Origin of the sequence: Bacteroides sp. GM023, from assembly GCF_014750685.1 — a bacterium.
In the GTDB taxonomy this organism is placed as follows: Bacteria; Bacteroidota; Bacteroidia; order Bacteroidales; family Bacteroidaceae; genus Bacteroides.
The window spans coordinates 827,285-852,916 of record NZ_JAAXGE010000002.1; the positions used below are offsets into that span (position 1 = coordinate 827,285).

Below are 25,632 nucleotides of genomic sequence, written 5' to 3' on the forward strand. Positions count from 1 at the left end.
AAAATCATCTATTTATGAGAAATATTCATTGCAAAATGTGTACCTGTCTGTTAGGTATATTGCTGATGCTGTTTTCCGGTATCCAGGCAAGGGGAGCTTCGTGGGAAGCGCAGCAGGAACGTAAAATATCCGGTACGGTTATCGACGAGAAGGGTGAACCCGTCATCGGTGCTTCGGTGGTGGTTGTAGAGACGAAACAAGGAGCGATAACCAATATAGAAGGAAAATTCAGCGTAAATGCTCCGCAGAACGGTCGCCTGAAAATTTCTTATATCGGCTACGAAACTCAGGAAGTAGCCATCAAAGACCGCCAATCATTGAGAATCGTGCTGAAAGAAGAATCGACCGCTTTGAACGAAGTAGTCGTAGTGGGCTACGGGACGATGAAACGGAAAGAGATGACCTCGGCCATCTCGCACGTCGGTGCCAAAGACCTCAATCAGATATCCAGTCTCGATGCTTCCATGCTCCTGCAAGGCAAGGTATCCAGCGTATCCGTTTCGAATACGGCTTTGGCCGACCCGAACAGTACGGGAAGTATTCAGATTCGTGGTATATCTTCACGTAATGCCGGCCTGGGCCCGTTGATTGTTGTTGACGGAGTGCCGGGCGGCGATATGACGAATATCAATCCGGCCGATATTGAATCTATCGACGTATTGAAAGACGGTGCGGCTTCTGCTATCTACGGTACACGGGGTAGCAACGGTGTCATCCTGGTAAATCTGAAGAAAGGAACAAGAGACGGGGAAGTACATACTACGTATAGCGCCGCCGTAACTTTCAACAAGGCGAAGAAAGAACTGGATATAATGAACGCCGAAGAATATCGTGCTTACCGCACCGTGTCTAATCCGCTTTCCGATATGGGAGCCACCACAGACTGGTTCGATGCCGTCACCCGCCTGGGCGTGACGCACATGCACACATTGACTTTCTCTGGTGGAAATGCGAGAACCAACTATCGTGTGACTGCCGACTACCGCAAAGCGCAAGGTATCGACCTGCGTTCAGACCGCCGGGAATACGGTGCCCGTGCCACTATCAGCCACACGACGAAAGACGGACTGTTCACCTTTGCGGCAAATATGACACCCCGTGTCATCGACCGTAACAAGTCTGCCAGCGTCTACGGCAGTGTTATCAAAAACAACCCGACGATGCCCGTCTATGATGCCGAGTCGGCAAACGGTTACTACCGTTTCCCGGCAGGTGGAGACAGCTCCAACATTGTCGAGCAACTGAACGAAGAAGAGAACGGCACCGAGATTAAATTACTGGAGTGGAACGCCACTGCCGCTGTTAACCTGTTGCCGTTGTTCAATCCCAAGAACCCGAATATGGTACTGAAATCACAGATTACGGTTTCACAATATCAAGTCGATAAATTCAACGGATGGTTCACCCCGTCCACCTATGGCCCTAATGTCAACTCAAGCGTTGCCGGAAAAGCAAGTCGTGACTTTGACAAGAGTACCAGCAACAACCTGGAATGGGTGACCAACTTCTCCACCCGCATCAAAGACCACCAAATCCGTGCAATGGTAGGATATAGCTACAACTACGGCGTAAGCTCCGGTATGGGCGCGGAAAACTGGGATTTCTCTTCCGACGGCTTGATGTACAACAATCTCGGCTCTGGGCTGGAAGCGGCAAAAGAGGGAAAGACCATGATGAGCTCTTACAAGAACGACCATAAACTAATCAGCTTCTTCGGACGTGTCAACTACGACTGGAAAGAACGCTACCTGTTCACTTTCTCCCTGCGCCACGAAGGTTCTTCCCGTTTCGGCGAGAATCATAAATGGGGTAATTTCCCCGCAGTATCCGTGGGATGGCGTATCTCTGACGAGAATTTTATGAAAGGACTATCCTGGCTTGACGACCTGAAAGTACGTTATGACTACGGTGTCACCGGTAACCAGGAAATAGGAAACTATCAGTCTTTGGCTACTTATAGGGCATATGGCTGGTATCAGTATAACGGCAATAACTTCCACGTATGGGGACCGAGCAAGAACGTAAACTCGGAACTCCGTTGGGAAAAGGGGCATAATCAGAATATCGGTTTGGACTTCTCACTCTTCAAGCACAAAGTGACCGGTTCATTGAACTACTTCCACCGCAAACAGAGCGATTTGCTGGGTAGTTACTCCGTATCCGTTCCGCCCAACCTGTTCTCTACTATCTACGCGAATGTGGGTACACTCCGAAACACGGGTTTCGAGCTTGACGTAACGGTGAATGCTGTTCGTACCAAGGATTTCAGCTATAGTTTCACATTGGTGGGAGCTACCAATAATAACAAATTCGTCAGCTTCTCCAACGATGTGTACAAAGGGCAGAAATATTACTCGACCTGTAACATGGCGAACCCCAACAATCCGGGATATTTGCAGCGTATTGAAGAGGGCGAGCGTATCGGCAACTACTACACTTACCGCTATGCAGGTGTAGACAAAAAGGGTGACTGGATGATTTATGACAAAAAAGGAAATGTCATTCCGGTAGCCCAGGGTACGGAAGAAGACAAGGCGGTGACCGGAAACGGTTTGCCGAAATTCACCGGTTCCATGACGCACAACTTCACTTACAAGAACTTCGACCTGACCGTTGCCCTCCGTGGCGCTGCCGGATTCGATATATTCAACGTGCACGATTTCTATTTCGGTTTGCAGAGCATGAGCACCAATCAGTTGACGACCGCTTATTCGAAGAATGCGCATATCACGACAGGAAAGAACGTGATAACCGACTATTTCATCGAGCCGGGTGATTACCTGAAGATAGACAACATCACTTTGGGATATACGATGAACCTGAATAAGAAGTATATCCAAAAGGTACGCCTGTTTGGTACGGCTAACAATCTTTATACATTTACGAAATTCACCGGCGTAGACCCCTCTACATACGAAGTGAACGGACTGACGCCGGGTACTTTCGGGGGAGGATACAACTATTATCCGTCTGCCTTCCAGTTTATTTTAGGTTTACAAGTAAGTTTTTAAAAAAGAACGATTATGAAAATAACAAAATATATCATAGGATTGGGTATGATGGCGGGCGCTGTACTAGGTTTGCCGTCCTGTACCGACCTGTCGGAAACGGTGTACGACCAGGTGATGTCCAAGAACTATTATAATACGAAACAGGATGTTATCAATGCTGTTTTCCGTCCCTTCGAGCATATGTACTGCTGTATTTGGATACGCCATGAGAATGAGGAATTGCCCGCTGACCAGTTGATTACTCCTACCCGTGGTACCTGGTGGTACGACGGCGGTCTGTGGGAAATGTACCACCGCCATCAATATGACGACATCAACCAGGGCGACTGGCTGGGTGAATGGGAAAACTTTTATGTAGGCATCGCCCAATGTAATATGGTACTGGATGACTTGAATCAGTTGAACCCTTCCAGTTTTGGTTTGGGCGACAGCGAATTTGAAAGTTTTAAGGCACAGTTGCGCTGTATGCGTGCCTGGGGCTATCTTCGTCTGCTGAATACACACCGTAACTGCATCCTGACTACCACATCCGACCAGGCAGTGAATGAACTGCCGGAAAACCGGAAACAGGTAGAACCGCAGGTTTTGTTCGATTTCATCGAAAGTGAACTGAAAGACTACTGCCTGGCAGCCCTGCCCTCTAAAAGCGGACAATCGGGCAACGGTGCACAACAGGGACAATTTACGAAAGCTGCCGCCGCCTCTTTGCTGGTGCGTCTCTACCTGAATGCGGAAGTCTGGATTGGACAGACCAAATGGCAGGAATGTATCGACATGTGCAAGCGTATCACCGGCGGAGAATTTGGGCATTATGCGATTGCAGATAACTGGTACGAACCTTTCGATTGGAACAATGAAACGTGTAATGAAGTAATCTTCGGTTTCCCCGGTTCTTATGGACTGACCAGCTGGCATCTGCAAAATGACAGGAGAACGGTGTACGGGCGCGGCTTGCCTTACGGCAGCGCCTATTACCTGAAAATAGAAGGAAATGGCGAACGGAATCCGAAATATGCGCTTTCACCGAGCTATGACAACCAGCAACCGCGTGAACTGTTCGACTATGGATTGGGAATGGTTACCCGGAAATTTGCCAAATATCAGGGAGACATACGATATAAGCAATATGCAAATACCAGTAACAATACACGTGAAGGCATGTTCTTTCTTGAAGGTAAGATTGCCAATTCCGCAATTAGCGGGGGATATGCCAAGAATCCGGATAATCAATATGTGATTTACCTGCGCGACCAGGTGGGACGTTTCGAGGGAAATGCGGAATCTGGCTATATCTCCAATCCGGCCTATAAGGAATCCAAATTAGGCAATGGCGACTTTAACTCTGGTCTCTACTGCGTGAAATATCCTTTCTATCCTTTCACCGGAGGTTATTATATCGAGTCCGACTATACGGAGATTCGTTTGGCAGAGGTTATCTATTCGCAGGCTGAGGCTCTGCTCCGGCAAGGACAGGCAGGCGAAGCAGGCAAGTTGCTGAACAGCGTGCGTAAGCGCAACTATGAGAACTTTAACGCCAATATCGCTTATCAGCCGGAAGGCAATGTCGTGCTCGACCTGAAAGAAATGCTTGATGAATGGGGACGGGAATTCCTGGCGGAAAGCCGCCGGCGTACAGACCTGATTCGTTTCGGCAGATACCAGGAAGCATGGTGGGACAAACCACGGGATGCGGACAAGCACTATGAACTGTTCCCCTTGTCGCAGACCCAGCTGGAGCAGAATGAATATCTGAAACAGAATCCGGGTTATCCTGATATTGCCCGATGAAATCGGCAGATTTGCGATTATTCTTATCTAATGTACAAGTTAAAAAAGAAAGAAAATGAAAAATAGTTTATTCATAATATCGAAGCTGTGTATGCTGGCTTTCATTATCCTGTTGGCACAGGGATGCCAGGAAGACTATGAGATGATAGACCCGCCTATGATGACCGATTACGACGATGATTTGGACGAAGAGGTGATTATGCAGAAAGGATTGGAGAGTTACTTTGTAACCCAGTTCGGTGAAGGCGGGATGGACGGCAGTTCCTGGGAGCAGGCACTGGATGCGGCGGGTTTCCGCAAACTGTTGAGCGGGTCTGTCGACCTTTCCAAGAGCACTATTTATATGAGCCAGGGTAAATATGTGATGTCCGAAGAGAGCGGGCTTGGCGTGATTATCCGCAAGAATGTGAAAGCGATTAAAGGCGGATATAGCCAGTTTAGCGAGGGAACGGACGTTTCGGCGCGGGATATAGACACGTATGTAACGGTTATCAGTGGCGACGTGAACGGGAATAAGCAGGCGGATACGGGAGACTGTGGCTTGCTGTTGGTTAAGAAAGGAATTATCGGCATTGAGGGAGTTACTTTCCAATACGGATATGTGTCCGAAGCGGATGCCAGTGCTACCGAATGCGGAAGTGGTATTTATGTAAGCGGCAGTGCGGGTGATACTTCTCTCGAATTGACGGATTGTATAATCAGGGATTGTAAATCGACAGTGACGACTTCTGCCAAGCAAGGCGGCCCTGCTGTCTTTGCCCTGTCGGGACAGGTGCGGCTGAATAATGTACGGTTATTGGATAATACGGCGGTTGGTCGTGGAGGAGCTGTCCGTTGCAGTGGCAAGACTGCGGTAGTCTTTATGAATGGTTGTTTGCTGAAAGGTAATTCACACACCGGTTCGTGGGGAAATGGTATTCAGATGTCGGAAGGACATATCTGCATGAATAACACCACATTGATAGACAATATGGGTACGGGTGCTGCCTTGAATGGCGGTGGAAGTATGTTGCTAATCAATAGTACAATCATTGGAAACGCAAGTGATAGCCACGGTGCAGTACGCTGTGAGACGGGAGCCGGTGGTGATACGAAGTTCATTAATAATCTGTTGATTGCCGAAAATCCGGCAGCTCCGAGTTTCAATCTGAACGGAAGCAGTTACGAAGCCTTTTCGAAGGGATATAATGTCTATCAGCGCGTCACGGGCATTACGATGAGTACGCTTGATACGGCTTACTCCAATGCTCTGACCGGAGCATTAAATGAAGACGGGGTATATGAATGGAATCTTAGCCAGATTGGTGCGGTAAAGGGATATGCTACCAAACAGGCAATTGTAGAAGTTGCGAAAAGTTTCAATCCGGTAGCTTCGCCCATTGTCAATTTGGGAGAAGTGTTTGTAGAGTGGACGGGTGAGGACGCTTTCGGAATAGACCAGCGTGGAGTAGCCCGTAATGCCAACAAGATGCAGGCGGGTGCTTATGACGCCGTTCTGACCAATTAAACTGTAAAACGACTGTAACATGAAAAAGATATTTTATATACTAGCCTTGGGCATCGGACTGGCCGGATGCTCCAATAACGAGGATGAATCGCTGGCGACGGGTACTTTCCCCGGCGAACGGGTAATCAGCGTTATAACAGAAGTGAATGAACCTCTGTCGCGTGCAGGATTTGACGCAACGAACCTGGAACGCTTCGGATTAATGATTCGGAACAGTGAAAACGCCGCTTATAACTACCATAAACAAATGGTTGGCTCAGGAAACACCTGGAACACGTCTGACGGGCAACAAATGCTATGGGACGCGGAAAGAACGCCTGTGATGATGATAGCCTATGCGCCTTATGCGAGTGAAGCCGCTCCGGACGCTCCGTTAGCGGTGAACGCATTGACCAATCAGGCGACAGGGGAGAATGTGATGGTTTCCGATTTTCTGCTGATGAAAGCAACAGTCGACCCGGAGAAGGATTTGACTGCCGATGGAAAGCTGAAAATTTCCTTAAATCATGCCATGAGCAAGCTGATTATAAAACTCACTGTCAATGGAACGGCAGATGCCGATATGAGTAAGCTGGGAGATATGGCTGTCAATGGGGCTGTCGTTAACGGCACTTGTGATTTATCGGCAGCGGCTCCGGTGGTTGTTCCTGCGGCAGATGCGGCAGTGGCTACTGTGGCTCCCTATAAAGGGACGGAGTATTGCGAATGTATCCTACCCCCGCAAACGATGACAGAAGGTTTCTCCATCAACTTCAGCTACGACGGGAAACTGTATATATGGACTGCCAAGGCAGCCGTCGAACTAGAAAAAGGAGTGGAACATACCTTAACTCTCAATGTAAATACAACTGCGCGATTGGCTGGCATGGTAGCCAGAAATTGGGCAACCGGTCAGCTTATCGACCGGAATTAAAGAAGGAGGAGATAAACTATGAAGATTACAAAACTGATAGTGGCTGCATGCATCCTGACGGGTATAGCGGCTTGTGATACAGATAAGGATATTGCAGTGTATGGTGAAGATTCCGGTGCTATTCAGATTGAAGCTGCCATTAATACGGCTTTCACCCGTAGCAATCCCGGTGCGGCGGGAGAACAGCAGAAGCAATTTAATGAAGGTGACCAAATACAGTTGACTTGTGAAGACGGATATCTGACTTATGCGCTCTCCGGTGGTAAATGGGCACCGACCGATAACTACTATTTGAGATGGGGAACGGAACCTGTTACTTACTCTGCCTTTTATCCGGTAGTGAGCGGGGCGAGCATGCTTAATTTTACACTTCCCGCCAATCAACAACGCCTGGAGAACCTGGCAAATGCCGATTATATGACCTGTACTGTGGCGAATGCCACCGACGACGGTTCCCGTATCCTTCGCCTGGGTATGAACCGGAAAATGGCGAAAGTCATTATGACACTGGCGGATGTGAGCGGACAAGGTAAGGTGCAGGGAGTGAAAATAGGCTCTTATCAGGGATATACGAATGGGGAAGTGGTATCGGGTACTTCTTTGATATCGCCGTTCATCACCGTTCCCGAAGGCGGCAAAGCCGGGCAGAACGGTTGCAGCTATACGGCTATTGTAGCTCCCGGCAAAGCAGAGGCAACCGCTACATTTGTTTCTTTGAACTATTTGGGCGAAGACTTGGTGATGCCCGGCATCCCGGAACTGCAACCCGGAAAGAGTTACGAATTTACTTTGAAGGTGGAAGGCTCGGTAATATCAATCAGCGAACCGATTGTTTCCTCGTGGGATAGCGGTACTATCCAAGGTGGAGACGCGGAAGAATTACAACTTGCAGCCTACTATGTGAAAGAACAGCCGGCCGGAAATGCAACCGGTATGGATTGGGACAATGCCATGGGAGTGGATGCATTGCGCAACTTGTTGCAAGTGAATGGCAACAGCGCTGTTTCCAATGCTAATGCTGTCAAATTGGACGGCAAGAAGATTTATGTAGCTGCGGGCACTTATGAGATAGCAAAAGAGAACTCCGGCGTGAAGATAGAGTATAGCGGTTATAGCAAACAGGTGGAGATAACAGTTGCAGGCGGATACGACCCTGCGAGTACGGGAACCGACCTGACTAAACGTGACGCCGGCAAATATACGACTGCTTTTGTCAGAAATACGGGCAGTAATGCATCTGCTACAACTGACGCAATGTTTTGCCTTGGAAACCAAATAGATATAACTTTTGAAGATTGTACCTTTGACGGACAATATAAGCAAGGTGATAAAGGAAATGTGAATGGTTTTTATGCGGCGGCAGGTCAAGGCAACGCTACTTTGCAATTGAAAAATTGTATTGTGAAGAACTTTAACCGTGAAAGTGCTTCTGACGCAGGAGCGGCTATTAAGATAGCTAAAGGAAGTGTTTTCCTGGAACGCGTAGAACTTGTAAATAATAGGGCGCTTAATCGGGGTGGAGCCATCCTGACGAATAATGCAGCTTCTGTATTATTCATGAATAATTGCCTGCTACATGAAAATTATGCACCGGGAGCCTGGGGGACTACTATACATGCAGGAAACGGATATGTTTGCATGAATAATACAACTGTACTAGGTACACCGGGTACGGCAGGAAATAGCATCACCGTAAACGGAGACGCCTACTTCATGCTTGCCAATACTACGATTGTAGGAAATTCAGGTAATCCGAACGGAGTTTTCCGTGCCGGCGCAAGGGCTTCTCTTGTAGTCAACTCTTTGTTTGCCAAGGGAGCCGGAAGCAGAACAATCTATGCCGGTAACATCACTTCCGGTGGATACAACGTCTATCAGGCAGCAGATGCCACTTGGGGAGCTATTGATACGGATACCGACTATTCATCCCAGTCTCTTCCTGCCGCTACTCTGACCGATGGTGTCTACCAATGGACAGTAACCGGTACTATTGATGAATTTGCAACGAAACAGGCAGTGATTAATGCCGTGAAGTCTTTCGATGCTACTGTGGGACAGCAATTTATCAACTGGGTGGGTGAAGATGGCTTTGGTGTAGACCAACGCGGAGCAGCCCGTAATGCCAACAAGATGCAGGCCGGTGCCTATGATGCCGGACTGTAGTAATGAAGTGACAGGGTATTGAGTAAAATAAAGTAAGAAGATTAAAAAGAATGAAAGATATGAAGAAAAGCAAGTTCATTGTGCTTTTGTTACTTTTCTGTTTGCAGCCAGGTTTCCTGGCTGCACAACGGGCGGAAACCATTCGCAAAGATGTGTTGAATCCGCGCCTGGACAAAGTATTGGTGGTGGCGCATCGTGGAAACTGGAGTATTGCCCCCGAAAACTCCGTGGCAGCCATCGACAGTGCTATTCAGATGAAAGTCGACATTGTAGAAATAGATATCCGTAAGACGAAAGACGGGCAATTAGTACTGATGCATGACGATACGATAGACCGCACCACCAATGGTACAGGCAAAGTGAAGGATAAGACATTGGCCGAGATTAAGCAACTCCGTTTGAAGGATAAAGATGGCCGGCTGACGGAACATACCGTTCCCACTTTAGAAGAAGCATTATTGGCCGCCAAAGGTCAAATCATGGTGAACCTGGATAAGGCTTACAACATTTTTGATGATGTATATGCTATATTGGAGAAAACCGGTACTGCCGATTTAGTTATAATGAAAGGCGGCCATCCGGTAGAGACGGTGAAACGTGAATTCGGCTCTTACCTGGATAAAGTAATCTATATGCCCGTCATAACGATTGATGACGAGAAATCAGTAAAAGTTATCGAAGACTATATGGAGCAGTTGCATCCCGTTGCTTTTGAATTGTGCTACCGGAATCCTTCGAGCACGGTACCTGCCAGGATGGAACGCCGGCTGGCGGGAAAGAGTCTGATTTGGTATAATACCTTATGGGCTTCTTTAGCGGGAGGACATGACGATGAACTCGCGAAAAAAGACCCGAACGCAAGTTACGGATACCTCATCAATACATTGGGAGCAAGAATCCTGCAAACAGACGCTCCGGCTTATATGCTCGATTATCTGAGAAGCAAAGGATGGCATGACTAATCACTAAGAAACGAAATTTATGAACGATATACGATTTTCTTTATTAGCGGGATGGCTGTGTATCCTACTAGCTGCGAGCGGTTGTAAATCAGCAAATGATTCCACAGCTCCGGTATCTCTGACCTGGGAAATGGGAAATTACGATGAAAACGGCAAATATTATGAAAACTCATTTGTATTGAAGAACATTTCCGATGCTCCTTTAGGAAAGGACTGGGAGATTTTCTACTCGCAGTTTCCCCGTAAAATCCTGCCGGATGCTTCATCACCGGTAAAAGTAGAGCAAGTAAACGCTACCTACTTTAAAATGTATCCGGGCGAAGGTTTTACCTCATTAGCTCCGGGAGACTCCTTGAAAGTGATTTTCAAGTGCGACGGCGAAGTACCGAAGAACTCGCACGCACCCGAAGGCGCTTATTGGGTAAGCCAGTCGGGTGCATCCAAAGGAAAGCCGCTTCCTGTGGCGTTGGATGCCATTCCATTACCCATTACAGAATGGCAAAAGTCTGCCGCACAAAAGACTTACGACACCAATCTTCGTTTGGCGAACGCACGTATTTCAGAATTCCGTTCGGCGGATATCATACCTTCCGTCAAGAAAGTACTTCCCGCCGAAGGGGAAATCTTATTGGAAAAGCAACTTGCCTTGACCTTCCATGACGATTTTGCAAACGAAGCAAAACTCCTGAAAGAGAAACTGACCGGATGGTTCGGGCTGGAAATAGCTCCGGAAGCTCCGGTGACTATCGTCCTGGATTATCCCGCAGACGATAAAAAGGCCGTAAATGAAGAATATTATGAACTCCATATTGCCGGACAGCAAATCAGAATCAGCGGAGCTACTCCGCATGGAGTTTTTAATGGAACACAAACCCTGTTAGGACTGCTGAAAGGGCAGGACAGCCCGTTACGCCTGGAAGCAATGTCTATCCAAGACTATCCGGATTTATTATACCGGGGACAGATGATTGATATTGCCCGGAACTACACGACGGTTGACAATCTGAAGAAGCTCATAGATATTCTTTCTTCCTATAAACTGAATGTGCTCCATTTCCATTTTTCGGACGATGAAGGTTGGCGCCTGGAAATTCCGGGACTCGAAGAACTGACAACAATCGGTGCGCGACGGGGACATACCGTCGATGAAAAGGAATGGCAATACCCTGCTTACAACGGTGGATACGACCCTTTTTCTGCTACAACAGGAAACGGCTACTATACCCGTGCCGAATTTATTGATTTCCTGCAATATGCAGCGGAAAGACATATACAAGTCATCCCTGAAATAGAATCTCCCGGTCACGCCCGTGCAGCCATTGTATCGATGAAAGCGCGATATAATAAATATATGGATACCGACCCCGAGAAAGCGAAGGAATATCTCTTGAGTGACTTGCAAGACACTTCCCGTTATATTTCCGCACAAGCCTATACGGATAATGTGATGAATATAGCCTTGCCGTCAACCTATCGTTTTATGGAAAAGGTGATTCAGGAAATAGTGGCTATGTATAAAGAGGCTAATGTACCTCTGACTACTATCCACCTGGGTGGTGACGAAGTAGCGCGGGGCGCGTGGATGGGTTCTCCTTTGTGCCAGGCATTGATGGAAGAACATGGAATGGCAAAGGCGCATGATTTGGCGGAGTATTTCATTACCCGGGTGGTTGACTGCCTGCAACAGTATAACTTATCCTTTAACGGTTGGCAGGAAGTAGCTTTGGAGCATAAACCGGAGACTCATACCTACCTGTCCCGGCACGCAGCCGGCATCAACTCATGGAAAACGGTTCCTGAATGGAAAGAAGACGAGATTCCTTATCAGATAGCCAACAACGGTTACCCGGTGATTCTCTGCAACGTGAATAACTTCTATTTGGATTTGGCTTACGATGCCCATCCCGATGAACCGGGACATTTTTGGGGCGGATATGTGGATGAGTCCAAAGCATTCTCCATGCTTCCTTATGACGTCTACCGTTCTTCCCGCACGGACATGGCAGGCAACCCGGTCGATGTAAGCGCCGCAGGAAAAGGAAAAACGACACTGACCGCATCAGGCAGGAAAAATATAAAAGGCGTGCAGGCACAGCTATTTGCCGAAACGATTCGAGGATTTCAATGGGTAGAATATTATATGTTCCCGAAAGTGATGGGACTGGTAGAACGCGGCTGGAATGCACACCCGGATTGGGAAACCCTTTCCGGCGTGGCAGAACAGCAAGCCTTTGACCGGGATTTATCACTGTTCTATGAAAAAATCAGTATGAAGGAAATGCCTTGTTGGAGCCGGACAGGGGTAAACTTCCGTTTACCTCACCCCGGACTTTCCGTCAAAGACGGACTTCTGTACGCCAATACCCCCATCGCAGGCGGACAGATACGTTATACGACGGACGGCACGGAACCGACGGTTGAATCAGCACTTTGGGAAGCTCCTGTCACTTGCCGTTCGGCCGTGGTGAAAGCTAAATTATTCTTTAAGGATAAGCAAAGTGTAACCAGTCTTTATATGCAGTAGTTGGTGGATGAGTATATAGGTGTACTTTTAATTTCTGTCTGTTTTATACTTTAGAATACGAAGATTTTCTCTACATTTGTCTTTATTAGTCTTGTAATCTTCTATTAAAGTTAAATGCTCCGATGAAAAAAAAGTACCTGTTATTCTTTTTGATTCTTTCTTTTCCACTATATACCTGGGCCGGAAAGACCCTGGATTCGCTGCTCAGTGTGCTTGATTTGACCATTCAGGAACATGAAAAGTACGTTGTACAACGTGAATCCCGCATCGTGCATCTTAAAGATTTAGTACACGGAATAGAAGCCAATTCTGCGGAACATTACAATCTGAACAGTCAGATATTCAAAGAATATAAAGCCTTTATCTGCGATTCTGCAATCCATTATTTGAATGAAAATATCCGGATTGCAGAACGCTTGCATGATACCGACCGGAGAATAGAAAGCAAACTAGAACTTTCATTACTATTATCCTCGACGGGAATGTACACGGAGTCTATTGATGTTTTGGAATCGGTAGACCGGAAAGATATACCTTCCCGTCTGATTCCCGATTATTACACCTGCTTTGACCATGTATATGGTGAACTAAGCGTATATACCCAGGATAAGACACTTTCGGGACATTACTGGAGTATATCGCAGGCATATAAGGACTCCTTGTATGCCATATTACCCCATGAATCCGATGAATATCTGTTGATGCATGAAGCACTGCTTCGTGACCGTCACCAGTATGAGGAAGCCTTGAAGATTAATGATCTCCGGTTGGCAGAAATGGAACCCTATACTCCACAGTATGCGATGGGCACTTATCACCGTTCTCTCATTTATAAATATAGCAATGACAGGCAAGGCGAGAAAGAGAACCTATGCCTTTCCGCCATTTCCGATACCCGCTCGGCGATAAAAGACCATGCATCGCTATGGATGCTTGCGCAGTTGCTTTACGAAGACGGTGATATGGAACGTGCATATCAGTATATGCGCTTTTCCTGGAATGCAACCAAATTCTATAACGCCCGCCTGCGTAGCTGGCAAAGTGCCGACGTACTTTCATTGATAGACAAGACCTACCAGGCCATGATTGAAAAACAGAACGGTCGCCTGCAACAGAATCTGCTGCTTATCACTGCGCTGTTGCTATTGCTTATTGTGGCTTTAGGCTATATCTACCGTCAGATGAAGAAATTGGCGGATGCCCGTAACCATCTCCAGGTGGCTAACAAACAATTAAACGGATTGAACGAAGAGTTGAGGCAGATGAACAGTTGCCTGTCCTCTACAAATATCGAACTTTCTGAATCCAATCAGATTAAGGAAGAATATATCGCCCGCTTTATCAAGCTATGCTCCACCTATATCAACCGTTTGGACGCCTATCGCCGTATGGTGAATAAGAAAGTATCCGCCGGACAGATAGCGGAACTGTTAAAGATAACGCGCTCGCAGGATGCGCTTGACGAAGAACTGGAAGAATTGTATGCCAACTTTGATACAGCTTTCCTGCATCTTTTCCCCGACTTTGTGAAGAAGTTCAATGACCTTTTGCAGGACAACGAACGGATTGTGCTGAAGAAAGACGAGTTGCTGAATACCGAATTACGAATCTTTGCCTTGATACGCCTGGGCATTGAAGACAGTTCGCAGATTGCGGAATTTCTTCGTTATTCGGTGAATACAATTTATAATTACCGGGCGAAAGTGAAAAACAAAGCCCGTGGTTCGCGAGAGGATTTTGAAGATTTAGTACGAAAAATCCGCTAATCGGGACTGTAAACTATCCACTTTTTTAGAGTAGGAAACTAGAAGCAAGTATTTGATAATAAATGGATTATCTTTTTGGGTAATCCACTTATTGACCCCTCTCCGTGAGCTCGCTTCGATTTCTTTATACTTTTGACCTGTGCTTCGGAAGCAATGAGATTCGTTCCATTGCAGCCGAATGTTTATTATTAACTTTTAAATTAGTACGCATGAAAAAGAACAGGCGAAAAATCCTTTCGGGGAGTCGCAAGATTTTCTTTGCAATCTTGGCAATGTTTTTATCTTTGAGTGCATCCGCACAGCAGATTACTGCATCCGGTCAAATCCTGGATGCCCAGAAAGAGCCGCTTATCGGCGTTAGTGTACAGGAGAAAGGTACATCTAACGGAGCAATCACCGATTTGGACGGTAACTTCACATTAAATGTTCAACAAAACGCCACTTTGATATTCTCTTATGTAGGCTATAAGTCGCAAGAGATAAAGGCTGCGCGGCAGATGAAAGTCACGCTTCAGGAAGATAATGAGGTGCTTGAAGAAGTGGTTGTTATCGGCTATGGCTCGGTGAAACGGAAAGACGTGACGACTGCCATTTCTTCCGTATCTACCAAAGACCTGGATATGCGCCCCATCGTTTCGGCAGGTCAGGCCATTCAGGGAAAGGCAGCCGGCGTATCGGTGATCAGCCCCAGCGGTAAACCGGGCGAGGATATGTCTATCCGTGTGCGTGGTACTACTTCTATGAATGGTAGTAATGACCCGCTATATGTAGTGGATGGAGTTCCGGTAGATAATATAAGATTCCTTTCTCCGAACGATATCGAGAGTATGCAGATTCTGAAAGATGCTTCATCCTCTGCTATCTATGGTTCGAGAGCGGCCAATGGAGTTATCCTGATAACGACGAAAGCAGGGGCGGCAGGAAAGGCTAAAATTTCTCTTACAGCACAGTTCGGACTGAATAAGGTAGTGGATAAGGTGGAATCCTTGAATTCTTCACAATATAAAGAGTTGCAGGACGAAATCGGATTGGTGTCTTTGCCCGATGGATTGCCCGACCGTACAGACTGGTTTGACGAAACGTATTCTACAGGAAAAACACAGAATTATCAGGTAGCCGTATCCAATGGCAACGACAAGATTAAATATTACCTGTCCGCCGGATATCTGGATGAAAAAGGAGTCTTGGATATTTCTTACTACAAACGCTATAACTTCCGTGTGAACCTTGAGAATCAGATTCGTGACTGGTTGACGGTAAGCGCTAATATTTCTTATTCGGATTACACCAGTAACGGAGGCGGTGCAATGGGAACCGGTTCCAATCGTGGAGGAGTCGTGTTAGCGGTTATCAATACGCCGACTTTTGCTCCGATTTGGGATCCTTTGAACCCGCAACAGTACTATACCAACTTTTATGGAGTAAGTAATATTACAAACCCATTGGAGAATATGGCACGTGCGAAAAACAATAAGGATAAAGAAAACCGTCTGCTGGCATCTGGTAATGTACTGGTTACTGTGTTTCCGGAGCTAAAGTTCAAATCTACTTTCACAATTGATCGCCGTAATGCTGTTAATACTACTTTTCTCGATCCTATTTCTACCTCTTGGGGGCGTAATCAGTATGGAGAAGCTTCGGACAACCGGAATACGAATACAGTGCTTACATTCGACAACGTATTGACTTTCAATAAAAATTTCAAGAAACACGGATTAGAGGTAATGGCGGGGTCCTCATGGACGGATTCAGATTATTCTAACAGTTGGATAAATGGTTCTCATTTCCGTAATGACTTGATACAGACGTTGAATGCGGCAAATAAGATTGCATGGGATAATACCGGTACAGGAGGTTCGCAATGGGGAATCATGTCCTTCTTTGGTCGTGCATCCTACAATTTTGACAGTAAATACCTGCTGACAGCCAATATACGTGCAGATGGTTCTTCCAAGCTGCATCCCGACCATCGCTGGGGAGTATTCCCGTCGATCTCAGTGGCATGGCGAATCTCTTCGGAGAAGTTTATGCAAAATCTGACATGGATTGATGACTTGAAGTTGCGTGGAGGCTGGGGACAAACCGGTAACCAGTCGGGATTAGGAGACTATTCTTATCTTCAACGTTATGATATCCGTCGCGTCCAATGGTTCAAGAAAGGCGAAGAGGGAGATACGACAGATTATGAAAATGCACTTCCTACTATCAATCAGATTAATCTACGTACTCCTGACTTAACATGGGAGACTACAACGCAGACTAATATCGGTCTGGATTTAACGGTGCTGAATGGCAGACTGACTCTTAACCTTGATTATTACTACAAGAAAACGACGGATATGTTGATGAATGCAGAGGTTCCTGCAGGTTCCGCCGGTTCTACCAAAATAGCCCGTAATGAGGGGACAATGACTAACAAGGGTTTTGAATTCTCTATCAGTACAAAGAACTTCCGTGGCGGGGCATTTACCTGGGATACGGATTTTAATATGTCCTTCAACCGTAACAAGTTGACGAAGCTGGAATTAAGAAAGATTTATTATGACGCAAAGACAAGCGATGTGATAAACGACTATGTGGTTCGTAATGAACCGGGGCGTGCTTTGGGTGGATTCTTTGGTTATATCAGTGACGGTGTCGATCCCGAAACCGGCGAACTGATGTACCGTGATTTGACCGGTGACGGCAAGATTTCATCTTCCGACCGTACATACATTGGCGATCCGAACCCTGATTTTACTTATGGATTGACAAATGCCTTCTCTTATAAAGGATTTAATCTGAGTGTTTTCATCCAGGGCTCTTATGGAAACGATATTTATAATGCCTCACGTATTGAAACGGAAGGTATGTATGATGGAAAAAACCAGTCGACCCGTGTCTTGAACCGTTGGAGGATTCCGGGACAAATTACGGATGTGCCGAAAGCTAATTTCAAATTATTGAATTCCACTTATTTTGTGGAAGACGGCAGTTACCTCAGAGTGAAAGATATTACTTTATCCTACAATTTCAAGGGGAAACTATTGAGAAAATGGGGAATTACACGTTTGCAGCCCTATTTCACGGCTACCAATCTGTTGACGTGGACTAGTTATTCCGGTATGGATCCGGAAGTGAACCAATGGGGGAATAGTGGTACTGTACAAGGTATCGACTGGGGTACATATCCACATTCCAAATCATACATGTTTGGTGTTAATGTTGAATTCTAATGAAAGGAAAGACTATGAAACTGAGATATATATTAGGAGGAATCACTTCCTGTTTGTTTTTGGGAATTTCTTCCTGCTCACTGGATTATAACCCTGTGGATACTTATTCGGATGTGACCGAAGGAGTGACAGATACCGGTGAAAAGGTAGTTTTTAAAGATAAAGCAGCGGTTGAAGGACATTTGACTACGCTTTATAATCAGATGCGCGACCGTCAGGAACATTGGTATGTGGACTTGCTTCTGATTGCAGACTCACATGCGGACAATGCCTATGCGGGTACTACGGGAGCCGAAGTTCTTCCGTTTGAGAATAACTCCATTGAAGGCTCCAATTCTGTGCTCGAGCGTGACTGGAACCGGTATATGGAAGATGTTGCCCGTGCCAATATCTTGATTTGTAATATTGACGCAGTGACAGACAATTCATTGACTACTGCCGAACGGGCACGATACAAAGCGGAAGCGAAGATATTCCGTGCCATGGTAATGTTCGATATGGTACGTCTTTGGGGAGATTTCCCGGTGATTACCACCGTAGCGGAGGACATTACTTCTGACAATATAGAAGAGGTATATCCGCAATACTTCCCAGAACAGAATACGGAACTGGAAGCCTATCAGCAGATTGAAAAAGACTTGTTGGATGCCGTTCTGTACGCTCCGGACAACACGACGGGAAATAAGACATTGTTTACTCAATCGGTAGCCCGCACATTACTGGCGAAGATTTATGCGGAGAAACCCTTACGCGACTATGCCAAAGTCATTCAATATTGCGACGAGGTGAAAGCGGACGGTTTCGATTTGGTAGAAGACTTCAATGACCTGTTCGGAATGAATACCGCCGGAACGGACGCAAAGATGCGCAACACCAAAGAGTCCATCCTCGAAGCACAATTCACTCCCGGCGCCGGTAACTGGTGCTCATGGATGTTCGGTCGTGACCTGGTGAACTGGAACACGAACTTCACATGGGCAAAATGGATAACCCCATCCCGCGACCTGATTAATGCTTTTAAAAAAGAAGGGGACGAAGTCCGCTTCAAAGAAACTGTCGTTTATTATGATTGTACCTGGAGCAACTATTATCCATCGGATAACTATCCATTCATGTACAAATGTCGTTCGGCGAATAGCAGTATCATAAAATACCGCTATGCCGATGTACTGTTGCTGAAAGCGGAAGCCCTGATAATGCAGAATACCCCGGACTTGGAAGGCGCAGCCGATATTATCGACGAAGTGCGTGAACGTGCCGGACTGGGAGCGCTTTCTGCTTCTACCCGCACAAGCAAAGATGCCATGCTCAATGCTCTACTCAAAGAACGCCGTCTCGAACTGGCCTTTGAAGGACAACGCTGGTTCGACCTGGTTCGCCTGGACAAAGTGGAAGAAGTGATGAACGCTGTATATGCCAAAGATTCGGGACGCAAAACGCAGGTGTACGCTTTCGATAAGAACTCTTACCGCTTGCCTATCCCGCAGTCGGTGATTGACGCGAATGATAAGATTCACCAGAATCCGGGTTATTAATTCAATTTAAAACATAGAAAACTTACGATTATGATAAACATGAGAAATATAGCATTGACCTTTTTAGGATGCTTCACCATATTGGCTGCATGCAGCAACAGTGACGACGCGGAAAAACCGGTTGCACCCGTTCCGACCGGAGATGTGACTATCTACGTGACAACCAATAGCCTGACACGCGACTTGTCCCGTGACGCCGTTAATTTCAGCTCGAAAGACAACCTGGCACCTACCTCCATCACACTGAACCCAACGGAACAGTATCAGTCCATGGACGGCTTCGGAGCTGCCATCACAGGTGCCACCTGTTTCAATCTTTTGCAGATGAAGCCGGCAGACCGTCATGCGTTCCTTACGGAAACATTTTCTGACGACAGCGGATTCGGATTCAGCTATATCCGTATTGCCATCGGTTGCTCGGACTTCTCTTTGAGTGAATATACCTGCTGCGACACCAAAGGTCTTGAGAATTTTGCCTTGCAGAGCGAAGAGAAAAACTATATCCTGCCGATTCTGAAAGAAATCATGGCTATCAATCCTTCTATTAAAATCATGGCTGCTCCCTGGACGTGCCCGCTATGGATGAAAGTAAAGAGCCTGACAGACCTCACTCCGCTGACTTCATGGACAAACGGACAGTTGAATCCTGCTTACTATCAGGACTATGCTACTTACTTTGTGAAGTGGGTACAGGCATTTAAGGCCGAAGGAATCGACATTTACGCCGTTACTCCTCAAAACGAACCCTTGAACCGTGGCAATTCCGCTTCACTTTATATGAGTTGGGAAGAACAGAGAGACTTTGTCAAGTCTGAACTCGGCCCTCAATTCGAAGCTGCCGGACTGGCTACGAAGATTTATGCATACGACCATAACTACGATTACAGCAATATTGAAACGGAAAAGAACTATCCGGCTAAAATATACGAAGACGGAGATGCTTCCCGCTACCTGGCGGGAGCTGCGTATCACAATTATGGCGGTGACCGTGAAGAACTTCTGAATATGCACAAGGCATATCCTGAAAAGGAACTTCTCTTCACAGAGACTTCCATCGGTACCTGGAACAGCGGACGTGACTTGTCGAAACGTCTTCTCGAAGATATGAAGGAAGTTGCCCTGGGCACGGTGAACAACTGGTGCAAAGGCGTGATGGTATGGAACCTGATGCTCGACAACGACCGTGCTCCCAACCGTGAAGGCGGCTGCCAGACCTGCTACGGCGCAGTAGACATCAGCAATAGCGACTATAAGACGATTATCCGCAACTCACACTATTACATCATCGCCCATCTTTCAAGCGTAGTGAAACCGGGAGCTGTACGCATCGGTGCATCCGGCTACGCCGACAGTAATATCATGTACTCCGCTTTCGAGAATACGGATGGTACATACGCCTTTGTCCTGATGAACAACAATGAAAAGACAAAGAGAATAACTTTCAGCGATGGTAAACGTCATTTTGCTTATGATGTTCCGGGTAAATCTGTGACTTCCTACCGTTGGGCGAAGTCGGAATAAGAACCTTAAAAGTATAAAGACATGAAAAAAAGTATCTATATAATACTGGCGTTGGCAGGAATCCTGACTATGAATTCCTGTAGTGATGACGAGTTTCTGTCGGGCAACCCGGATATGGAATTTATCACAGGAAAAATGAGTGCTCTTTATGGAGACAGTCTTCCGTTTACAATCAAGGCTTCGGATGTGGATATACCTCTTTCTACTTTGAAAGCGAAGCTCTTCTACGGAGAAGAACAGGTATCCGAAACGGTAATCCGTACCAAGACAAGCGGTGAAGATTACACCGGAAAGGTCTTTATTCCTTATTATCCGAATGTGATTGATGGTAGAGCCACGCTGAAGTTTGTGCTTCAGAATATCCATTTCACTACTACGGAGATGGAACGTGAAGTTGTACTTTCCCGTCCGGACTTCCCTTACGTCACTTTGGTGGACGAAATGGGAGAGGAGTATCTGATGAAAAAACAATCCCTGTATAATTACAGTGTGACAGGCAGTTTCCCCCAAGACCTGAAAGCGTATATTAAGACGCCGAAAGTTGGAGAAAACGGCAATGAACTGACCTTTGGCTGGGACAATGACAACCTGCTTTCGGAAGGAAAGAACGTGAATCCCATCACTTTCTCCGGTACGGCTGCCGAACCTTATGAAGTGACATTCAATGCGCTCACCTACGAAGTAACCCCATTGGTAAATGTCTTGTTCGACGGCGAGAAGATGACGGCACAGGATGCAAATACGTATCTTATACAGAAATCCTTCACACAAGGACAATCAATCGTCGTGTCGGGCATTGATATGAGTGGCTGGTGGATGAATCCCGATTACTTCACGAAAGAATCCAACGGCACGCTGACTTTCTTGCCGATGGACGGTAAGTATCGTGTGGTTGCCAACATGAAACAGAAATACTTCGGCGTAACCCGCATGGATGGAGACAATGACGCTAGTCTATCCGACAGCGGTCATGGAGCTATTTGGTTGATGGGATGGGGAGTAGGTTCTCCTTCGCTGAACTTCCAGTTTGGTTGGAATGATGGAAACAATTACTGTGTGCCGGAGATTTCTTCCAAGAAGTACCAGTTTACAGGCGTAGCCGGACCTGAACATAACTCTGTGTATGGTCAACGTTTCCGTTTCGACTATATAAGTGGCAAGTTCTTCTTCCAAAACGGTTATGGTAACGAGTTCAGCCAATTAACGCTGGCAAACGACGGAACTGCATCGCTTATTCAACTGACAGACAGCAAGAATATAGAACTTGCCAGCGGCGCGAGCCTGGAAGAAGGGGCTACGTATGTACTCACAGTTGATTTGACAGCTGGAAATGATAAAGGTGTGCTCTCCTTTAAGAAGATTGCAGATGGAGAGGTTAAACCGGAACCGGCGGTCGTGCAGACTCTTTATTTCGATTTTGGTTCTAATGGAACGAATACCGCCCGCGGTGAACAGACCGAGAATCCCGATGGAAACGGAAACTACTGGAATAATATAGTAAATAACAGTGGAAACTATGCAAGCGCAGGTACCGTTTATTCTTCGTTGATTAATTCGGGAAACACCGAAACAACTTATGCACTGACATTGGACTCACGTTTTACAACGAATGGAGCAAGTGGTGGTGGCGGTTTAATAGACCCAACAGAAGATAATTTGGGGGATTTGGCGATAACATCTGCTACGGGAGATTATTTCTTTATTGAACAGAGCGAAGATAATAGCAGTTTTACATTCTCCGGTTTGGATAAGAATAAAGGGTATAAGTTCTATGCGTTTGGCAGCCGGAAGGCGACAGACGTGCGTACCGCCCTTTATAAAGTATCGGGATATAATAACGATGAAGGTGAACTCCAAATCGCCGGTACAAACTGCGGTGGCGAAGGTATCAACCAAAACGTTGCGAAGATTTACGTATCGGAACTGATTTTCCCCGATGATGACGGTAAGATTAAGTTTACCATTGCGAGACAGGAAGGTTCTTATATCGCCCTCAATGTTCTGAAGATAGAGGAATACACCAATGTTGAAAGATAAATCAGTAAGAATCATAACTCATAAGATTAATAAGATATGAAGAAATATATATTCTTGGCATTTGCATTGTTTGGAATGCTGTCAATAGGTTCTTGCAATGATGACGAACCGGTAGTAGCTCCTTCTCCGGGGGAAGACATTGTAATACCTGAACCGGTAACACCTGTATTGGTACAAACGCTATACTTCGACTTCGGTTCCCAAACAGATGGGAGAGGAAGTCTGACCGAAGGCCCCGATGCTAACAGTCATTATTGGAATAATATTTTCAATAATGATGGAAACTATGCTGCAATCAATACAGTCTACTCTTCTTTTGTCAACTCGGAAAATACTTCGGTAACATACGAACTGACCTTGAACAACCGCTTTTCCACCAATGGGCAAAGCGGTGGCGGCGGCCTGCTTGAACCCCAGGCTGAACTTTTGAAAGACTTTGCCGTAGCATCTGCTACGGAAGATTACTTCTTTATTGAATCCGGCGAGAACAACAGCAGCTTTACGTTCAGCAACCTTGACCCGAAGAAAGCCTATAAGTTTTATGCATTCGGCAGCCGTAGCAATACACAGACACGCACGGCCTATTATACCATGTCGGGATTGAATCTTTATCAGGGCGAACTGCAAACTTCGGGAACCAACTGTGGTGGCGAGGGCATCAATCAGAATATACAGAATATCTGTGAATCTGAACTTGTCTACCCCGACGACGAAGGCAATATAAAGTTTACCGTTTCAAGAAAGAATGGTGATTATATTGCGTTGAATGCGCTGAAAATAGAAGAATATAAGGATGTCGAGCGTCCCGAACAGTTTACATCACTCACGATGAGTGGCAGTGCGGTGGAAGAAGGCGAAGTGCCGATGCACATGGTATCTGCCGATGGCAGCCCGACCAACGTTTTTGAAGTATATACTTCTTTCAAGTCCGGTGATTTCTCATTCAAGGGAACCACGAAAGATGGCAAATCCGTAAGCATCGGAAAAGGTTATAAGGAAGGAGTGGTAGCCGCCAATAATTATAGTATTGCAGCCCCAATGACCGGACTGGTCCGTCTCACTATTGACCTGAGTACCAAAACGTATGACGTCATTCCCGTGGAAAACTGGACACTTGTCGGCAGCGTTACTCCCAATGGATGGTCGGTAGACAAAGGAGTGTCTTTGGCTTATCAGGGCAAAGGTGTTTGGGCAGGAAGAGTAAAACTGACCGGAATATCCAGCGTGAGTGACCGCGAGCGCTTTAATTTTGTAATGAATAAGAGTTGGGACTATGTGATGAAGCGTGTGAAAGGCTCTGTCAATGAAGTCGGTATGGGTACGCAGGGGTATGATACGGAAGACATCAACCTGAATCATGGTACCTATCACATCACGCTCGATTTACGCCGGTATGTCTATTACATCGACTGTGGCGAAGAAGGCATCGACCCTTTCAAAATCTCTGTAATGGGCTCTTCCGTAGCCAACGGACAGGGAGCGACCAATAATCGTGGGTATGCCTATATGTATGGTGAATTATTGGACGAACGTTTCCGCAGCCAGGAAAGCAAATTGCCGTGGTACACTTCGGGAATTGCCGTCAACGGCAATAGCACGCTCAACTTGCTGGCACGTTACAACGACCTGATTCACGATTGCGGCACTTACGTGATATTCGGCCTTTCATTAGGAAATGAAGGGATTCATGGAGCAGCAAATCAACCTGCCATTTACGACCAGTTCAAAGAAAATATGCAGACTTTGATTAAGAAAGCGCGTGAAGACGGGAAATATCCGGTGATGATGAACAACTACACCCGTGGCGACTTCAATGCAGACGACTATGAATATGTAAAACAAATGAATCTGTTGATTCATGAGTGGGATTTGCCTTCCGTCAATTTATTGGGAGCGATAGATGACGGTAAAGGTGTATGGGCTACCGGTTATCAGAATGGTGATGATATTTATCATCCTACTACCGACGGACATCGTGAATTTACTTACGCCATGGTTCCTTCCCTATTCGACGCGATAGACGCAGGCAAAAACCAGCCCGCACGTGTATCCGGTACTTCATACTCTCTTGCAGATAAGAAAGTTATCGAATTTACCCCCGAAGAAACAGTGCATCCGTTTACAATCTCCTTCAAAGTGAAAGGTACGGCAAACGGAACTATTGCCACTTTCACAAACGGTAGCAATGCGACGGGAACTTTGAAGATTCAGGATGGAGTGGTAGTATATACTTCCCCCTTGGCAGGCGAAATAAAAGGCGCGGCAAGCGTTACGGATAATCAATGGCATGTTGTATCCCTGACACATTACTATGCACAAGGACGCACATTGCTATATACTGACAAGGCTTTGGCAGGAGAACTGAATGAGAAACTGACTGTCGGCAAGTTCACCATCGGCGATAAAGTTTCCACAGAAAGCAGGGAATACAGTGAATTATTCTTCTATCGTTCTGCTATGAACCAGGAAGAAATAGATAAACTCTGCGATGGAAGAATGTTGAAGTCCAGCCTGGAAATATATGCACCGTTGGACGGCTCGAAATCAACGATTGAGAACCTGGCTCAAAGTATGAATACTTTGACAGTAAAGACCGAATAAGAATAGCTCTCTCCCGGTTGGCAAGCGATATTATAAGTATCATTAATATTAATAATATCGCTACACTGGGAGAGAACCCTAACTTAGCC

Annotated in this window: 13 protein-coding genes; all 13 read left to right on the forward strand. The window is 46.2% G+C overall.

The window, feature by feature from the left end:
* Nucleotides 1–14 precede the first annotated feature (14 nt).
* The 13 genes from HC965_RS05700 to HC965_RS05760 all read left to right on the forward strand — a co-directional run bounded on the left by HC965_RS05700 (nucleotide 15) and on the right by HC965_RS05760 (nucleotide 25,543).
* Nucleotides 15–3,011 (forward strand): SusC/RagA family TonB-linked outer membrane protein, encoded by a 2,997-nt coding sequence (locus HC965_RS05700; RefSeq protein WP_191030545.1) that lies wholly within the window; start codon nucleotides 15–17, stop codon nucleotides 3,009–3,011.
* A gap of 12 nt (nucleotides 3,012–3,023) precedes the next feature.
* Nucleotides 3,024–4,799 carry a RagB/SusD family nutrient uptake outer membrane protein gene (locus tag HC965_RS05705; RefSeq protein WP_191030546.1) on the forward strand — a complete coding sequence of 592 codons (1,776 nt, stop codon included), beginning with the start codon at nucleotides 3,024–3,026 and terminating at the stop codon, nucleotides 4,797–4,799.
* Between the two features lie 55 nt (nucleotides 4,800–4,854).
* A complete protein-coding gene (locus HC965_RS05710; protein WP_191030547.1) occupies nucleotides 4,855–6,306 on the forward strand; it encodes a right-handed parallel beta-helix repeat-containing protein in 1,452 nt (483 codons plus the stop codon).
* A gap of 19 nt (nucleotides 6,307–6,325) precedes the next feature.
* Nucleotides 6,326–7,219 (forward strand): fimbrillin family protein, encoded by an 894-nt coding sequence (locus HC965_RS05715; RefSeq protein ID WP_191030548.1) that lies wholly within the window; start codon nucleotides 6,326–6,328, stop codon nucleotides 7,217–7,219.
* Between the two features lie 18 nt (nucleotides 7,220–7,237).
* Entirely contained in the window at nucleotides 7,238–9,382 is a 2,145-nt protein-coding gene (locus HC965_RS05720; RefSeq protein WP_191030549.1) for a fimbrillin family protein, read from the forward strand.
* A 59-nt stretch (nucleotides 9,383–9,441) separates the two neighbouring features.
* Nucleotides 9,442–10,344, forward strand: coding sequence for a glycerophosphodiester phosphodiesterase family protein (locus HC965_RS05725; protein ID WP_191030739.1), 903 nt, complete (start codon nucleotides 9,442–9,444; stop codon nucleotides 10,342–10,344).
* A gap of 19 nt (nucleotides 10,345–10,363) precedes the next feature.
* Nucleotides 10,364–12,868, forward strand: a complete 2,505-nt coding sequence (locus tag HC965_RS05730; protein WP_191030550.1) for a family 20 glycosylhydrolase — start codon at nucleotides 10,364–10,366, stop codon at nucleotides 12,866–12,868.
* A 122-nt stretch (nucleotides 12,869–12,990) separates the two neighbouring features.
* On the forward strand, nucleotides 12,991–14,634 hold the full coding sequence (locus HC965_RS05735; RefSeq protein WP_191030551.1) for a DUF6377 domain-containing protein: 1,644 nt from the start codon (nucleotides 12,991–12,993) through the stop codon (nucleotides 14,632–14,634).
* Between the two features lie 209 nt (nucleotides 14,635–14,843).
* Nucleotides 14,844–17,849 carry a TonB-dependent receptor gene (locus tag HC965_RS05740; protein WP_191030552.1) on the forward strand — a complete coding sequence of 1,002 codons (3,006 nt, stop codon included), beginning with the start codon at nucleotides 14,844–14,846 and terminating at the stop codon, nucleotides 17,847–17,849.
* Nucleotides 17,849–19,384: a RagB/SusD family nutrient uptake outer membrane protein gene (locus HC965_RS05745; RefSeq protein ID WP_191030553.1), complete on the forward strand. Its 1,536-nt coding sequence runs from the start codon at nucleotides 17,849–17,851 to the stop codon at nucleotides 19,382–19,384. Before HC965_RS05740 ends, HC965_RS05745 begins: the two co-directional genes overlap by 1 nt.
* Before the next feature lie 30 nt (nucleotides 19,385–19,414).
* On the forward strand, nucleotides 19,415–20,905 hold the full coding sequence (locus tag HC965_RS05750; protein ID WP_191030554.1) for a glycoside hydrolase family 30 beta sandwich domain-containing protein: 1,491 nt from the start codon (nucleotides 19,415–19,417) through the stop codon (nucleotides 20,903–20,905).
* Nucleotides 20,906–20,926: 21 nt separating this feature from the next.
* The gene (locus tag HC965_RS05755) at nucleotides 20,927–22,942 is read left to right on the forward strand and encodes a DUF5125 domain-containing protein (RefSeq protein ID WP_191030555.1); all 2,016 of its coding nucleotides are present in this window, start codon (nucleotides 20,927–20,929) and stop codon (nucleotides 22,940–22,942) included.
* 36 nt (nucleotides 22,943–22,978) lie between these two features.
* Nucleotides 22,979–25,543, forward strand: a complete 2,565-nt coding sequence (locus tag HC965_RS05760; protein WP_191030556.1) for an SGNH/GDSL hydrolase family protein — start codon at nucleotides 22,979–22,981, stop codon at nucleotides 25,541–25,543.
* Nucleotides 25,544–25,632: the final 89 nt, after the last annotated feature.